Below are 15674 nucleotides of genomic sequence, written 5' to 3' on the forward strand. Positions count from 1 at the left end.
CGAAGCCGCGGCCGGGCACCCGGGTAGGCACCCGTAACGCACCACCGCCTTCCGGACGCGGCGGCGCGTTCCTTACGCTTGGCCGGGAGAAGGACGGGCGGGGGAACGTGGATCACACCGAAGGCACGGCACAGGGCGACGTACTCGCGGGGCGGTACCGGCTCGCCGAGTCCCTCGGGCACGGCGGCATGGGCAAGGTGTGGCGGGCCCATGACGAAGTGCTCCACCGCACCGTCGCTGTCAAGGAGTTGACGGCCGCGCTCTATGTCTCCGAGGCCGACCGGGCCGTGCTCCTCGCGCGCACCCAGAAGGAGGCGCGGGCGGCCGCGCGGATCAACCACTCGGCGGTCGTGACGGTGCACGACGTGTTCGAGTACGACGAGCGCCCCTGGATCGTCATGGAGCTCGTCGACGGCGGCTCCCTCGCGGACACGCTGCGGCGGCGGGAGCGGATCGAGCCGGTCGAGGCCGCGCGGATCGGCGCGTGGGTGGTGCGCGCGCTGCGCGCGGCGCACGCGGCGGGGGTGCTGCACAGGGATGTGAAACCGGCCAATGTGCTGCTCGCGAGGGACGGGCGGGTGCTGCTCACCGACTTCGGCATAGCGGCCATCGAGGGCGACTCGACGATCACCAGGACCGGTGAACTCGTCGGCTCCCTCGACTACCTGGCGCCCGAGCGGGTGCGGGGCGGCGACCCCGGTCCGGCCGCCGACCTGTGGGCCGTGGGCGTGCTGCTCTTCGCGGCCGTCGAGGGCTTCTCGCCGTTCCGCAGGCAGTCGCCGCTGGCCACCATGCAGGCCGTGGTGGTGGACGAGCCGGGTACGGCGGAGCACGCCGGTCCGCTCGCGCCGGTGATCGCGGCGCTGCTCAGCAAGGACCCGGGGATCCGGCCCGACGCGGACCGGGCCGAGCAGCTGCTGGCGGAGGTCGCGGAGGGACGCAGGCCTTCGTCGGCTCAGGAGTACGTGGCTACGCGGCGGTTCGACACCCCGGCGCCGCAGGCTTACGGCCCGTCGGCGCCGACGCCGACGCCTGCGCCGAGTCCGAACCCCAACCCCAACCCGAACCCCAACCCCAACCCGAACCCGAGCCCGGCGGCCACTCCTGCGCCCGCTCCGACCGCCCCGCCCGCCGACCCGCGCTCAGCTCCGCCCGCCGCCCCGCGAGCCGACCACAGCGCCCCGCACTCCGGCGCCCGGCCCATCGGCTCGACCGTCCCCGGCGTGCGGCCGGAGCCCGGACCGCAGCGCCCCCGCCGCCGCTGGCGCACCGCTCTGGCCGTGATCGTGGCGGCCGGACTGGTGGGCGCGGGCGCGGCGTTCGGGATTCTTCAGTTCGCCGACCGGGGCGGTGAGCAGGGCGGTCAGGGCGGAACCACGCAGAACGGCAAGGAACGCACCGAAGGGGCCGTGCCCGAGGACTGGGTGCGCGTCAAGGACGACGTCGCGGGCTTCAGCCTGCTCCTGCCGCCGGACTTCAAGCGCCGCACCTTCGGCGACCAGATCGACTACACCCCGGACAACGGCCGCCACCTGCTGCGCATCGGCGTCAGCGAGAAGCCCCCGTACGAGAATTCGTACATCCACGCGCTCACGCTGGAGAAGCAGAGGCTGGGGCGGATGCCCGGGTACGAGCGGGTGCAGTTGGAGTCGAACACCTTCCGCGGAAACCCGGGTGCCATCTGGGAGTTCAGCTGGACCGAGACCGAAGGGGTCGGCAAGGGCGAGCGGCGGGCGATCGACCAGTTCTACATCGCGGAGGACGGCACCGAGTACGCGATCTACATGGCCGGACCGGCATCGGACTGGGACAGGACGCGGGAGCAGTTCGAGCATGTGCTGCGCGGCTGGCGGCCGTAGCCCGCACCGGCGGGGTGTGACCTGGACCCATAAGCAGAGTGGCCGACACCCATAGCCTCGGCGGCAGTCCGTCGTGACGTGGGGGATTGACCGTACGGGTGTGCGGCATGATGAAGTCATGGCGAGCGAGCGGGGCAACAGCCGCTTGATAGCGGGCCGTTACCGGTTGGGGGCGCAACTGGGCCGGGGCGGCATGGGGGTTGTCTGGCGTGCCACGGATGAGCTGCTCGCCCGGCAGGTGGCCGTCAAGGAGGTCGTCCTCGACCCCTCGCTCTCCTTCGACGAGGCCCGGCAGCTGCGCGAGCGGACCCTGCGCGAGGCGCGGACGATAGCGCAGATCCACCATCCGCACGTGATCGTCGTCTACGACGTCCTGGTCCAGGACCGGCGCCCGTACATCGTGATGGAGCTGATCGAGGGCGGCTCGCTCGCCGACCGGCTCGACGGGGACGGCCCGTTGGGCACCGAGGAGGCGGCCCGACTCTGCCTCGCGCTGCTCGGTGCGCTGCGCGCGGCGCACAGCGAGGGCGTGCTGCACCGCGACCTCAAGCCGGGCAACGTCCTGATGGAGGCCGGTTCGGGCCGCGTCGTGCTCACGGACTTCGGGATCGCCCAGGTCGCCGGGGCCTCGACGCTCACCGAGCACGGCTCCTTCGTCGGCTCGCCGGAGTACACCGCGCCGGAGCGGATGTCGGGCGGCGCGGCCGGGCCCGAGTGCGACCTGTGGTCGCTCGGCGTACTGCTCTGCGCCGCGCTGACCGGCCGCTCGCCGTTCCAGCGGGACACGCTGGGCGGGATCATCGCCGCCGTCATGATGGAGGATCTGCACCCGCCGAGCGCCGCGGGCCCGCTGCTGCCGGTCGTCCGCGGGCTCCTGGAGCGCGACCCGGAGCGCAGGATCGACGCGGCGGAGGCGGAACGGCTCCTTCGGGCGTACGTGGAGACGGGCGTCGTCCCCTACGCACCCGAGCGGCGCGGCTACGCACCCGAGCGGCGCGGCTACGCACCCGAGCGGCGCGGCCTCCCGCCCGCCTTCGCCCCGCTGCGCACGGCCGTCCCGCGCCGTACGACCGGCTCGGCGGGTCCCACGCGCGCGTGGGGCGCAAAACGGCTGCCACGCGCGCGTGCCGCACTGCTCGCCGGGGCCCTGGTGGCGGTGCTCGCGGGTGCCGGGGCAGTCGCGGGAGTGCTGCTGTCCGACGGGGGCGACGACCGGGACGACGGCAGGCCGCACCCGTCGGACTCGCTCGGCACACACACGCCGACGCCGACGCCGACGCCGACGCCGACGGTCACGGTGACCCGGGTGCCGACCGGCACGGGCTCCGCGCCCGCCGGGTACCACCTGGTGCACGACCCGGCGGGGTTCTCCCTGGCCGTGCCGGTGGGGTACGTGCGCGCGTCCGAGCCGCCACGGGTCCTCTACGGCTCGCCCGGCGGGGCCTTCCGGATCGGGGTGCGGGAGGCCGGTCCCGTACCGGGTGGCCCCTCGGCCGCCCTGCGCGAGGCGCACGAGCGGGGGCCGCGCACGCACGCCGGGTACCGCGCGGGCACGACCGCCCCGAGCCGGCACGACGAACACCCCGCCGCCCGCTGGGAGTTCACCTGGGACGGGCCGGGCGACGGCTGGGGCGCGCGTCGCGAGCTGCACGTGGCGTGGGAGGAGGGCGGCCGGATGTACGAGGTGTCGGTGTCGGCGCCCGTGGGCCGCGCGCAGGAGGCGCGGCGCCATCTCGACCGGGCCCTGGACACGTTCGAGCCGCTTCCCGCGGGCTGAGCGCGGGTCCCGGCAAAAGCCCTGTACGCGGACGAACCCGGCTGCCCGGGTCACGAGTCAGTGACCGCTGTCGTACCTGCGTGGAACCATGGACGGGCGCCGCGATAAGGATGGACACATGAGCAACCACGGGGGAACGCCCTACGGACAGCACGACCCGACGAGCTACGGCCTGCAGCCGCCGCAGCCCCCGCCGGGCGCTCCGGGTGCTCCGGGGCCGTACGGCACACCCGGCGATCCGTACGCGGCGCAGCAGCACTCCCAGGAGGAGACCGCGGCGTACGGCCAGAACCAGGGCCAGAACCACGGCCAGAACCAGGGACCGGGCCAGGGCCAGGGTCAGAGCCACGGCGGCCCGCACGCCCCCACGCCCCCTCCGCCCCCGCAGCCGCACGCCATCCCCACGCAGGTCGCGCCGCAGCGGCCGGCGCAGCCCGACCCGGGCGCGGGCCGCCTGATCGCGGGCCGCTACCGGCTGCTGTCCAAGCTCGGCCACGGCGGCATGGGTACCGTGTGGCGGGCCAAGGACGAGACGGTGGACCGCGAGGTGGCCGTCAAGGAGCCGCGCATTCCGGACCACCTGCCGGAGCGGGAGCGGGCCAACGCCTTCGAGCGGATGCGCCGCGAGGCTCGGGCCGCGGCGAAGCTGGACCACCCGGCCGTGGTGAACGTGCACGATGTCGCGGTCGAGGACGGCCAGCCGTGGATCGTCATGGAGTTCGTGCAGGGCCGTTCCCTCGGGGACGTGCTGCAGGAGGGCACCCTCAGCGGCACCGAGGCCGCCCGGATCGGCCTCGAAGTGCTCGGCGCACTGGAGGCGGCGCACGCGGCCGGTGTCCTGCACCGGGACGTGAAGCCGGACAACGTGATGCTCGGCCGGCACGACCGCGTCGTCCTGACCGACTTCGGCATCGCCCAGATCGAGGGCGAGACCAACCTGACGGACACCGGCAGCTTCGTCGGCTCGCCCGAATTCATCGCGCCCGAGCGGGTGTTGGGGCAGCGCCCCGGCCCGGCCTCGGACCTGTGGTCGCTCGGCGTGGTGCTCTACGCGGCGACGGAGGGCGTCTCGCCGTTCCGCCGCAACAACACCCCGGCGACGCTCCAGTCGGTGATCAACGCGACGCCCGCCGCGCCGAACGCCGCGAAGGGCCCGCTGGCCGACGCCGTCAACCGGCTCCTGATCAAGGACCCGAACCAGCGCCCGACGGCCCCGCAGGTCCGCCAGCTCCTGGAAGCGGCCGCGCGCCCCCCGGCGCCGACGCGCACCCAGGCCGTGGGCACGGCACGCGGTCCGGTGGACGGCGTGCGGGTCAGCCGCAAGGTGCTGTTCGGGGGTGTGGCGGTGGTGCTGGCGTCCGTGCTCGCCGCGGTACTGGTGATCGCGGATCCGTTCGCGGGGGCGGTGTCGGACGAGGAGGGGTGGTCCCAGCAGGATCTCAAGGGCCTCGGCGGGGCTTCCGTCCCGCTGCCTCCGCACTACATCAAGACGAACGAGCCGGACGACCTCGACGACGGCAAGCACTTCATGGAGTACAGCGACCCCAGTGGTTCGATCAGCGTCGAGCTGAACCTCTACAAGAAGTCCGAGGACACCTCCGACGAGATCGCCAGCAGTGCCGAGGCCGAGGCGTTCGCGGACGCGGAGGACTTGCGGGAGGGCACTTCGTCGTCCGGCATCCTGCCCGAGGCCGACATGGAGAAGGCCAAGGTCAGCACCAAGAGAGATGCCAAGTACCGGGACCAGAAGGCCGCCGAGAACACCGTCAAGTACGCGATGGACCTCGACGAGATCTCGGTGCCCCGTGAGGCCAAGGTGTTCTACTACCGCACCAAGGCCGGTGACATGTACAAACTGGTCGTCCGGTACCCCGGCAAGGGCGATGTCACCGAGCGCGGACGCCTGGTCGCGCAGACGGTGATCGACGGGCTCTCGCTCGACAAACTGTGACGCGGCCGGTCAGAGGCGCCGACAACACCCCTGATCAGCCCCTTTGCTGCCAGCGACCACTGGCACAGTGTGCGCACTACGTGAAACCTCGTTACCGACGGGTACCCAAAAGGTTTCCGGGGTCGTACGCTCACGCCCATGACGGACTCGCAGGCCCCCGCCCAGGGCACGAACGACACGCAGGACGACACCCAGGATGACACCCAGGTCGACACGCACGGCACGAGCGACCTCGGCACCAACCCCGTCGCTCCGGCGCCCGCGGGCGCGCGTACCGCGGACGATGTGGTCACGCCGGAGCTGATCGCCCAGCTCACCCGTGACGTCGTCGGATCAGGGCGGACCGCCAACCACACGCCGTTCACCGGCGAGAAGCTGGCCGACCTGCCCGAGTCGGCGACCGAGGACGTCGAGCGGGCCTTCGAGCGGGCCCGCGCCGCGCAGCGCGCCTGGGAGGCGACGCCAGTGCGCAAGCGCGCGGCGGTGCTGCTCCGCTTCCACGATCTGGTGCTGCAGCGGCAGGCCGAGGTCCTCGACCTGATCCAGCTGGAGACCGGCAAGGCCCGCCTGCACGCCCACGAGGAGGTGCAGGCCGTCGCGGTCGCCGCCCGGCACTACGGCCGCAAGGCCCCCTCGTACCTGCGCTCGCGCAGCCACACCGGGGCCGTGCCGACGCTCACCAAGGTCGTCGAGAACCGGGTGCCGCGCGGCGTCGTCGGCCAGATCGCGCCGTGGAACTACCCGTTCGAGCTGTCCGTCGGCGACGCGCTCCCGGCGTTCGTGTCCGGCAACGCCGTCGTGATGAAGCCCGACACCGAGACCTGCCTGACCGCCCTGTGGGCCCGTGACCTGCTGATCGAGGCGGGGCTTCCGGCCGAGGTGTTCCAGGTCGTGCTCGGCGAAGGCCCGGTCGTGGGGCCGGAGTTGGTCAAGCACGCCGACTACGTCTCGTTCACCGGCTCCACCCGCACCGGCCGCGAAGTCGCCCAGGGCGCCGCCGCCCGGCTCGTCGGCGTCTCCCTCGAACTCGGCGGCAAGAACGCCATGCTGGTCCTCCAGGACGCCGACGTGGACAAGGCCGCCGCCGGCGCCGTCCGCGCCTGCTTCTCCTCCGCGGGCCAACTCTGCATCTCCATCGAGCGGTTGTACGTCCACGAGTCGATCGCCGACGCGTTCGTGGCCCGCTTCGCCGCCCGTACCCGCGCGATGCGCCTCGGCACGTCTCTCGCGTACGGCGCGGACATGGGGTCCCTGGTCGGCGAGCGGCAGCTGGAGACCGTGAAGCGGCACGTCGAGGAGGCCGTGGCCAAGGGCGCCACGCTCGTCGCGGGCGGCACGGCCCGCCCCGACATCGGCCCGTACTTCTACGAGCCGACCATCCTCGACGGCGTCGAGGCCCCGATGGCCGTGTGCGCCGAGGAGACCTTCGGCCCGGTCGTCTCCGTCTACCGCTTCAGCGACGAGGACGAGGCGATCGAGCTCGCCAACTCCACGCCGTACGGACTGAATTCGTCGGTGTGGACGAAGGACGGCCGCCGCGGCCGCGCCGTCGCCGCCCGGCTGCGCACCGGCACGGTCAACGTCAACGAGGGCTACGCCCCGGCGTACGGCAGCGTCCAGTCCCCGATGGGCGGCATGAAGGACTCCGGCCTCGGCCGCCGGCACGGCTCCGAGGGCATCCTCAAGTACACCGAGGCACAGACCGTGGCCACCCAGCGGATCATGCCGATGGCCCCGTCCTTCGGCATGGACGACGAGAAGTACGCGGCGTTCATGAGCCGCAGCCTGCGCGCGATGAAGGCCTTCCGGCTGCGCTGACCGCGTTCAGGGGCGCGGGGAACTGCGCGACCAGCCACTCACAGCCCGCACACGCATCCAAGGAGAACGAGCGATGGCGCTGGAGGACAGCGACGACTCCGCGTACGACTACGACGTTCTGGTCGTAGGGTCAGGCTTCGGCGGCAGCGTGTCCGCGCTGCGCCTGACCGAGAAGGGCTACCGCGTCGGCGTCCTGGAGGCCGGCCGCAGGTTCACGCGCTCCGAGCTGCCGAGGAACTCCTGGGACCTGAAGAACTATCTGTGGGCCCCGGCGCTCGGCTTGTACGGCATCCAGCGCATCCATCTGCTCGGCAACGTGATGGTGCTCGCGGGCGCGGGCGTCGGCGGAGGTTCGCTCAACTACGCCAACACCTTGTACGTACCGCCCGCGCCGTTCTTCAACGACCCGCAGTGGCGCGACATCACGGACTGGCAGGAGGAGTTGAAGCCGTACTACGACCAGGCGCAGCGGATGCTCGGCGTGCGGCTCAACCCGACGATGACCCCCTCCGACGTCCATCTGAAGGCGACGGCCGAGGCGATGGGCGTCGGCGACTCCTTCCACATGGCGCCCGTCGGCGTCTTCTACGGCGACGGCGAGGACGCGACCGGCGAGGCGAAGGCGAAGCCGGGCGGTGAGGTCGCCGACCCGTACTTCGGCGGCGCGGGCCCCTCCCGCAAGGCCTGCACCGAGTGCGGCGAGTGCATGACGGGCTGCCGGCACGGCGCGAAGAACACCCTGAACGAGAACTACCTCCACCTCGCCGAGCAGGCGGGCGCGACCATCCACCCGATGACCTCGGTCGTCTCGGTCACCGAGGACTCCCGCGGCGGCTTCGCCGTGGCCACCCTGCCCACCGACAACAAGCGCAAGGGCAAGGGCCGCGTCTTCCGCGCGGAGCGCGTGGTGATCGCGGCGGGCACGTACGGCACGCAGACCCTCCTGCACCGTATGAAGGACAGCGGCCTGCTGCCGCACATCTCGGACCGGCTCGGCGATCTGACCCGCACCAACTCCGAGGCCCTGGTGGGCGCGCAGACCGACAACCGCCGCTACAAGAAGCGGCACGGCGCCGCCAAGGTGGACTTCACGCAGGGCGTCGCGATCACGTCGTCCATCCACCCGGACGGCGACACCCACATCGAGCCGGTGCGCTACGGCAAGGGCTCGAACGCGATGGGCGGCATGACGGTCCTCCAAGTCCCGTACAGCTCAAGGCGGGTGGCCGCCTGGCTGGCCAACTGCGCCAAGCACCCTGTCCAGTCGCTGCGCTCGCTCTCCAACCGGCGCTGGTCGGAGCGGACCATCATCGGCCTGGTCATGCAGTCCCTGGACAACTCCCTGACCACGTACCGCAAGGAAAAGGGCCTGGGAAAGGGCCTGTTGACGGCACGGCAGGGTCACGGCGCGCCCAACCCGAACCAGATACAGGCGGCCACCGAGGCGGCTTCGCTGCTCGCCAGGGAGATCAACGGCTTCGCCGGGTCCAACATCGGCGAGCTGATGGGTACCCCGCTGACCGCGCACTTCCTCGGCGGCTGCCCGATCGGCGGCGACGCGTCGAGCGGCGTCATCGACCCGTACCACCGGCTCTTCGGCCACTCGGGCATCTCGGTCGTCGACGGCGCCGCGGTCTCGGCGAACCTCGGGGTGAATCCGTCCCTGACGATCACCGCACAGGCCGAGCGCGCCATGTCGTTCTGGCCGAACAAGGGCGAGGACGACCAGCGCCCCGCCCAGGGCCGGGCCTACCAGCGCCTCGCCGCGGTGGAGCCCAAGTCCCCGACAGTCCCCGCGGACGCCTTCGGCGCGCTGAAGCTGCCGTTCCTGGGGATGCCGACGGTGCCCCCGAAGAAGTAGCCCGGCTGCTTCCCGTACGACAAGGGACCTGCACCCCCCTCCGAGTGCAGGTCCCTTGTCGCGTAAGGGAGTTGAGGTGCTGTTACGCGGCCGCGCCCTCACTCCGGCGACGCTTGACGGCGAAGACGACACCGGCACCGGCGACGATCGTGATGCCGCCGATCAGGCCGATGGTCGGCAGCGCCGAGCTGGAGCCCGTCTCCGCGAGGCTGCCGGTGACCTCGGCGGCCTTGTCCTTGCTGGGCTTCTCCGCCGGAACCGGAACCTTGCCGCCTTCCTGCGGCTCGGTGCCGTCGGTCGGGGTGCCCGCGCCGACGATCCGGAACTTGTACGCGACCTGGCCGAAGCCGACGCACTCGGCGTCCTCGTCGCTGTACACGCTGCCGCCGAGCGAGAAGCCGACGCCGACCGGGGCGCTCTTCTTGACGTTCAGACGCAGCGGGATGTCGACCCGGTACTCGGGCTCAAGCGACTCGGTCCAGCCGACGAAGCCGGCGGTGTGGCCGTCGGTGCCGATCCGCTCCCAGACACCGGTCTCCGGGTTGAGGGCCTGCAGCTCGACCTGGCGCGTCTTGAAGATGTTCTCGCCCTCCTTGTCGGCGGAGGCACCGGCGACGAAGAAGAGGTCCTTGACGGTGGTGTCGGAGTTGTTCGCGACCGTCATCTTGAACTTGTGCCAGCCGGAGCCCTTGGCGATCTTGCCGGGCAGGCCCTTGATGTCGACGTCGACCTTGGAGTCGACGCACTCACCGGGCTCGGTCGGCTCGTCGGTGGGCTCCTCCGTGGGCTCGTCGGTCGCCGACTCGGTCGGCTCCGGGGCGGTCTCGGAGGGGGTCGGCTTCTCGGTCGGCTCCCCGGTGGGCTCTTCCGTGGGCTCCTCGGACGGCTCGGTCGTCTCCGGCTCGCTCGGCGCGACGGTCGGGTCCTCGGTGGGCTCGGTCTCGGGGGCGCTGACGGTCGGGGACGGGTCCGTCGCCTCCGTCGCGAAGGCGGCCGGGGCCGCGAGCAGCGCGACCGGGGCTATGACTGCCGTAGCGGCCGCGGTGGCCATGACACGGCGAAGCTTCATGGAAGACCTCGGAAAGTCCGGCGTACCGCTGGTGCGGTACGGAGGTGGAGAGGCCTCCGCGGTGGGGCGCGGGAGTGGCCGTTGATACGCATGCATGACCTGTGAAGGGAGTGCATGGTTGCATCACAACTCACAGAATCTTTATGTGACTTGGGTCACGGAGGGATCGGTGCCCGGGCACGGCGAAGGGCCCCGCAGAGTGCGAGCTGCGGGGCCCTTTGCTGACAGCACCGACGTCAGGGCAGCGTCGGTGCCGCGGGGCGGCGCCGGGGGGTGCGCCGCTGGTTTCGGGAGCCGGTCGGCGACCCGGCGCACAAGAGGCGCTTCAGTGGTCTCGACCAATGGCAATGGAGTTGTGGACCTCGGCACTGGGGAGGTGCCTCGTACGCATCGTGCTGGATGATCCGGGGCCCGCGCAACCGTTTCGGCCACTTCTGGCCAGTTGTCGAGCCGTCGGCCGGCTCCGGGCGTCCCCGGAGCCGACCAATCTTTCCCTCGTGACCGGGCTGCTGTCCCCTGCCGTCCGGTCACTCTGGAGCGAGGTCCCACGACGCACGGCACCATCCGTACGTCTCATCGCTCCAGCGGAGCCACGCGTGGTTCTTTCGGGCCCGCCCCTGGCTGGCACGGACATCGGGACCAACGAAGCCCGCCGCGCGGCGGTCACGCGCCGTACGGGTGAGAGCGCACCCGAACTCAGGTCCGGCCGAACGCGGATACGGCGGGGGTGTCCGGGGGGGTGTCCAGGGGGTGCTCGGGGAGGGCGTGCTTCGGAGTGTTTCGGAGTGCTCCGGGGGTTTCAGACCCGGCCGCGGCACAGTTCGAGCAGCGTCATCGCGAGCGCGGTGCCGGGCCTGCCGAGGGCGTCGCTGTAGTGGCCGAGGATCTCCATCTCGCGGGAGAGGTTCACGCGGCGGCCGCCCGACGCGATCCGGGACTCCTGGATCACGGCCGAGACGGCCATGCGTTCCTGTACGAGGCCGATGATGCGGTCGTCGAGCGCGTCGATCCGCTCCCGCTCGCCGCCGATCAGCTCCGCGGCCTCGACGGTGTGGGCGCCGGTGCGCTCGGCGGGGGTGGCGGCGGGGGCGGCGATGGTGGCGGCGGTGGTGGCGTCGGTGGAGGTAGCGTCGGTGGAGGTGGTGAGGGTCGTCATGATCGGGGCTCCGGTTCTCGTGGTCACGGTGTGCCCCGGGGTACGAGGCCCCGGAAACGACAGACGCCCCGGAGCCTTGTCGGCCCGGGGCGCCTGGGAAGTCGCTTCAGTGGATCAAGCAGCACGACCATGGCAGCCGGTGGGCCGGATGCCATAGGTAAACGCGACGGCCGCGGAAACGGCGCTGCTCTGCTTGTTCACGGGGACAGTATTGCCGCACCCGCGCCCGCCGGGTCAAGGCGGGCCGGTCCCGGGCTCGGATGATGAGACGGCCCGCGATCCCCGGGGGCAGCCGGTTCGGACGGAGTGACGTTCGGTCGGACGGAGTGACGTTCGGACGGAGTGACGAAGGGGTACTTCCGCGCCCCGTTAGAATCGACAAGTAGAGACCCCCTCCCCACCGCCGGAAGGCCGCCGCAGTGCCAGCAGTGTCTGCACCCTCATCTGCCGCCCCCGACACCGTCCTGGTCGTCGACTTCGGTGCGCAGTACGCCCAGCTCATCGCCCGCCGCGTGCGGGAGGCCCGGGTCTACAGCGAGATCGTCCCGAGCACCATGCCGGTCGCCGAGATGCTCGCCAAGAACCCCGCGGCGATCATCCTCTCCGGCGGCCCCTCGTCGGTGTACGCGGAGGGCGCCCCGAGCCTCGACCGCGCGCTCTTCGAAGCCGGAGTCCCGGTCTTCGGCATGTGCTACGGCTTCCAGCTGATGGCCCAGACCCTGGGCGGCACCGTCGACGACAACGGCGCCCGTGAGTACGGCGGCACGCCGCTGCACGTCTCGAAGGCCGGCTCGACGCTCTTCGAGGGCACCCCGACCGAGCAGTCCGTGTGGATGTCGCACGGCGACGCCTGCTCCGCCGCCCCCGAGGGCTTCACCGTCACGGCGTCCACCGAGGTGGTCCCGGTCGCGGCCTTCGAGAACGACGAGCAGAAGCTGTACGGCGTGCAGTACCACCCCGAGGTGATGCACTCCACGCACGGCCAGCAGGTCCTCGAGCACTTCCTGTACCGCGGCGCCGGCATCGAGCCGAACTGGACCACGGGCAGCGTCATCGAGGAGCAGGTCGAGGCGATCCGCGCCCAGGTCGGCGACAAGCGCGCGATCTGCGGCCTCTCCGGCGGCGTCGACTCCGCGGTCGCCGCGGCCCTCGTGCAGAAGGCCATCGGCTCCCAGCTGACCTGCGTGTACGTCGACCACGGGCTGATGCGCAAGGGCGAGACCGAGCAGGTCGAGAAGGACTTCGTCGCCGCGACGGGCGCGAACCTGAAGGTCGTCGACGCGAGCGAGCGGTTCCTGACCGCGCTCGCCGGGGTCTCGGACCCGGAGACCAAGCGCAAGATCATCGGCCGTGAGTTCATCCGCGTCTTCGAGCAGGCGCAGCTGGAGATCCTCCAGGAGGAGGGCCCCGAGGTCGCGTTCCTGGTCCAGGGCACCCTCTACCCGGACGTCGTCGAGTCCGGCGGCGGCACCGGCACCGCGAACATCAAGTCCCACCACAACGTGGGCGGACTCCCCGAGGACATCGAGTTCGAGCTCGTCGAGCCGCTGCGGCAGCTGTTCAAGGACGAGGTCCGCATGGTCGGCCAGGAGCTCGGCCTGCCCGACGAGATCGTGCAGCGGCAGCCCTTCCCCGGCCCCGGCCTCGGGATCCGCATCGTCGGCGAGGTCACCAAGGACCGGCTCGACCTGCTGCGCGAGGCCGACGCCATCGCCCGCGAGGAGCTGACCGTCGCCGGTCTCGACCGCGAGATCTGGCAGTGCCCGGTCGTCCTCCTCGCCGACGTCCGCTCGGTGGGCGTGCAGGGCGACGGCCGCACCTACGGCCACCCGATCGTCCTGCGCCCGGTCTCGTCCGAGGACGCCATGACGGCCGACTGGACGCGGATGCCGTACGACGTCCTGGCGAAGATCTCCACCCGGATCACCAACGAGGTGGCCGATGTGAACCGCGTCGTCCTCGACGTCACGAGCAAGCCGCCGGGCACGATCGAGTGGGAGTAGCCCGGTAATCCCCCTGATAATCCCCCTGACCTGCTGAGAGCCCCTCACGTCCGCCTGGCGGTACGGAGGGGCTCTCCGGGTTTCCAGATCTGTACGGCCAGATACGTCTCGTCCTCGATGTACGTCCGTACGACCTCGGTGAGTTCGGCGCGGAACAGGTGGAAGGCGTCGGGGTCCGGAGGTTCGGCCTCGTGCGTGTAGCGGGCGCGGTCCTGCGGGTCGTCGACCTCCACGGCGCGGCCCGCGACGCGCACGTCGCCGCCGCCCATGTCCTGGCCCGCGCCCGGGTTGGCCTGGAGCGCGAAGCGGGGGTCGCGGCGCAGGTCGAGGGCCTTCAGCGAGTCCGGCATCATGCCGAGCCACAACTCGCCGTCCAGGAACCGGACTTCGATGCCGCTGGTGCGGGGCGAGCCGTCCTTGCGGAGCGTCGCGATGATGTGGTGCGTGAACGCTCCGAAGCGTTCCTCGACGGTCGCGGCGAGGTCGGGCTCGACGGACGCGAAGGCTTCCCAGTTGGACGTCATGTGCTCAGTGTGGGCCGGGATTCCCGACATCTCCTGTCGGGAATCCCGGCCCTTCACTCGCTCTCGCGGTCAGCGCAGGTACGTGCCGAAGGCCGCGCCGGGGGCCGGAGCGCCGATGTCGCCCGGGTTCACGGCGTACGTACCGGTGACGCCGAGGCGCAGCCAGACCGCGCCCGAGCCCTGGCCGGCCGTGGTGTCCTCGTCGGGCGAGCCCGCGACCACGCCGAGGCCGGAGGGCAGTGCCACCGAGGCGCCGAAGCGGTCGCCCGCCTCCGCGACGCCGGGCACGCCGGCCGTGTCCTGGTGGTACGCCTGCGCGCCGGTACCGCTGAGCCCGGACGCGCCGCCCTTGAGCAGGACGACGGAGCCCGCGTCCTCGCCGCCGCCCGCCGCGCCCGCGAGGTCCTCGTACGGGACGCCTGCCGCGATGTCCGCGTAGCCGTCGCCGTTCACGTCGCCCGCGGCCAGCGAGTCCCCGAACTGGTCGCCGTCCTCGCTCGCGCCGGGCACGCCCGCGGAGTTCTGCGTGAGCGTCTTGGTGCGGCTCGTCGAGGGCCCGGACGCGGTGCCGTAGAGGACCTTGATCGTGCCCGCGTCGTACGGCAGGTTCTCCACCACGCCGCCGGGCACGGTACGGATCACCAGGTCGCCGCGGCCGTCCTTGTCGACGTCGCCGATGGTCGCCGCGGCCGCGTCCGGCAGGGACTTGGCCGGTGACGTCGCCCGCGACCATGCCGGTGGGCTCGAAGGTGCGGCCGGTGGCCAGGTCGGCGGTGCGGGCGGGGGAGCCGTCGCGTTTGAACGGGCCGTACAGGACGCGCAGTTCGCCCCATTCGGCGTCCGAGTCGCTGTCGGTGGTGACCAGGTCGGCGTGGCCGTCCCCGTCGAAGTCGCCCCCGGTGAGCGGGAACCCGCCCGCGCGCGCGGCGGCCGGCAGCGGCGTGGCCTGCTCGCCGAGGCCCTGGTCCGAGCCCCAGTGGACGACGACGGAGTTCCGGTCCTGGACGGCGAGGTCGGTGTGGCCGTCGCCGTCGAGGTCGCGCGCGGCCGTGGCGCCGCCGAACGCCGTGCCGCCCTCCGGAGCGGCAGCGGTGAGCGTCTGGTGGCGGCCGCCTCCGTACACCACGGAGACATATCCGGCACGCTCCTGGCCCCCGACCGTGGCCCAGGGCGCGGCAGAGACGACGTCCGTCTTGCCGTCGCCGTCGAAGTCCGCCTTCGGGGGCGTGCCTACGGGGGCCTTGGCGGCGGCCCCGGCCGCGGCCTCGGTCTCGGTCTCGGTCTCGGCCCTGGCTCCGGTCCCGGTCCCGGCCCCGGCCCCGGCCCCGGTCCCGGTCCCGATCCCGGTCCCGGTCCCGGTCCCGGCCCCGGCGGCCTTGGCGGGCTGCGTCGCCGAGGCGGGTGCGGCGAGGGCGAGCGGGGCGGCCAGCAGGGCAGCGGCCAAAGCGCAGCCGGCGGCCAGGGTGTGGGGGCGGTGGCGCACAGTTCCTCCTGTGAAACGTGTGGTCTGCCCAGGCAGACCGCCGACCGGCCCGCACGGTTGTGCGCCCGGGTGTCGCGGTCCCGTCACCGTCCTGTCACCGCGCCGTCGCCTTCGCCGGCTGCGCACTCTCTTCACAGGACGCCCCTGGTCACTTCGGTTGACCGACGGTAACT

At 72.1% G+C, this 15674-nt stretch carries 10 protein-coding genes and 1 pseudogene; 6 read left to right on the forward strand and 5 right to left on the reverse strand.

Annotation, left to right across the window (positions count from 1 at the left end):
- The first annotated feature begins 188 nt into the window (after positions 1-188).
- The 5 genes from QIT00_RS14365 (at position 189) to QIT00_RS14385 (ending at position 9266) form a co-directional block, all read left to right on the forward strand.
- A complete protein-coding gene (locus tag QIT00_RS14365) occupies positions 189-1859 on the forward strand; it encodes a serine/threonine-protein kinase (protein WP_408909775.1) in 1671 nt (556 codons plus the stop codon).
- A gap of 118 nt (positions 1860-1977) precedes the next feature.
- Complete coding sequence (locus QIT00_RS14370) at positions 1978-3636, forward strand: serine/threonine-protein kinase (protein ID WP_282535615.1); 1659 nt, start codon at positions 1978-1980, stop codon at positions 3634-3636.
- Positions 3637-3754: 118 nt separating this feature from the next.
- A complete protein-coding gene (locus QIT00_RS14375) occupies positions 3755-5587 on the forward strand; it encodes a serine/threonine-protein kinase (protein ID WP_282535616.1) in 1833 nt (610 codons plus the stop codon).
- Between the two features lie 138 nt (positions 5588-5725).
- The gene (locus tag QIT00_RS14380; RefSeq protein ID WP_282535617.1) at positions 5726-7405 is read left to right on the forward strand and encodes a succinic semialdehyde dehydrogenase; all 1680 of its coding nucleotides are present in this window, start codon (positions 5726-5728) and stop codon (positions 7403-7405) included.
- A gap of 73 nt (positions 7406-7478) precedes the next feature.
- Positions 7479-9266 (forward strand): GMC family oxidoreductase, encoded by a 1788-nt coding sequence (locus QIT00_RS14385; RefSeq protein ID WP_282535618.1) that lies wholly within the window; start codon positions 7479-7481, stop codon positions 9264-9266.
- A gap of 82 nt (positions 9267-9348) precedes the next feature.
- Here the strand turns inward: QIT00_RS14385 and QIT00_RS14390 are convergent, their stop codons facing one another.
- Positions 9349-10335, reverse strand: a complete 987-nt coding sequence (locus QIT00_RS14390) for an LPXTG cell wall anchor domain-containing protein (RefSeq protein WP_282535619.1) — start codon at positions 10333-10335, stop codon at positions 9349-9351.
- A gap of 799 nt (positions 10336-11134) precedes the next feature.
- On the reverse strand, positions 11135-11491 hold the full coding sequence (locus QIT00_RS14395) for a chorismate mutase (RefSeq protein WP_282535620.1): 357 nt from the start codon (positions 11489-11491) through the stop codon (positions 11135-11137).
- A gap of 428 nt (positions 11492-11919) precedes the next feature.
- Here QIT00_RS14395 and guaA point away from each other — a divergent pair, with 428 nt between their 5' ends.
- Complete coding sequence (gene guaA, locus QIT00_RS14400) at positions 11920-13494, forward strand: glutamine-hydrolyzing GMP synthase (RefSeq protein WP_282535621.1); 1575 nt, start codon at positions 11920-11922, stop codon at positions 13492-13494.
- A 44-nt stretch (positions 13495-13538) separates the two neighbouring features.
- Here the strand turns inward: guaA and QIT00_RS14405 are convergent, their stop codons facing one another.
- From QIT00_RS14405 to QIT00_RS14415, 3 genes and pseudogenes are all read right to left on the reverse strand, one after another.
- Positions 13539-14018 carry a pyridoxamine 5'-phosphate oxidase family protein gene (locus QIT00_RS14405; protein ID WP_282535622.1) on the reverse strand — a complete coding sequence of 160 codons (480 nt, stop codon included), beginning with the start codon at positions 14016-14018 and terminating at the stop codon, positions 13539-13541.
- A gap of 69 nt (positions 14019-14087) precedes the next feature.
- A complete protein-coding gene (locus QIT00_RS14410) occupies positions 14088-14660 on the reverse strand; it encodes an FG-GAP repeat protein (RefSeq protein ID WP_282535623.1) in 573 nt (190 codons plus the stop codon).
- 277 nt (positions 14661-14937) lie between these two features.
- Positions 14938-15636, reverse strand: a pseudogene (locus tag QIT00_RS14415) (FG-GAP repeat domain-containing protein); the annotation flags it as partial.
- Positions 15637-15674 lie beyond the last annotated feature (38 nt).

Source organism: Streptomyces luteolus, from assembly GCF_029968015.1.
GTDB lineage: Bacteria > Actinomycetota > Actinomycetes > Streptomycetales > Streptomycetaceae > Streptomyces > Streptomyces luteolus.